This window comes from Bacillus sp. SIMBA_008, assembly GCF_046535495.1.
GTDB classification, from domain to species: Bacteria; Bacillota; Bacilli; order Bacillales; family Bacillaceae; genus Bacillus; species Bacillus subtilis.
The window spans coordinates 1-241 of sequence record NZ_JAWRWL010001152.1 but is presented as its reverse complement, the minus strand read 5'-3'; the positions used below and the strand labels follow the sequence as shown (position 1 = coordinate 241).

The window sequence follows — 241 nt, the reverse complement described above, 5'->3', positions numbered from 1 at the left end:
CCGGCCCGCAACGCCGCCACGACGTACTGGTCCTCTTCGAACGTCGTGAGGATGAGCACCCGTGTGCCGCTCCCCTGGTCCGTGCAGATCTCCGCGGTGGCCGCGATGCCGTCGAGTTCCGGCATCCGGATGTCCATCAGGACGACGTCGGGCAGGGTCTCCCTCGCGGCGACGACCGCTGAGCGCCCGTTCGCCGCCTCTCCGACACCTGAAGCCCTCCGTCGGCGAGGATGTCGCGGAC

At 70.1% G+C, this 241-nt stretch carries 1 protein-coding gene; it reads right to left on the bottom strand.

Annotation, left to right across the window (positions count from 1 at the left end; genetic code table 11):
* Nucleotides 1-241: response regulator (locus SB658_RS27050; protein ID WP_410603602.1), on the bottom strand; the 241-nt coding region annotated here is incomplete at both ends.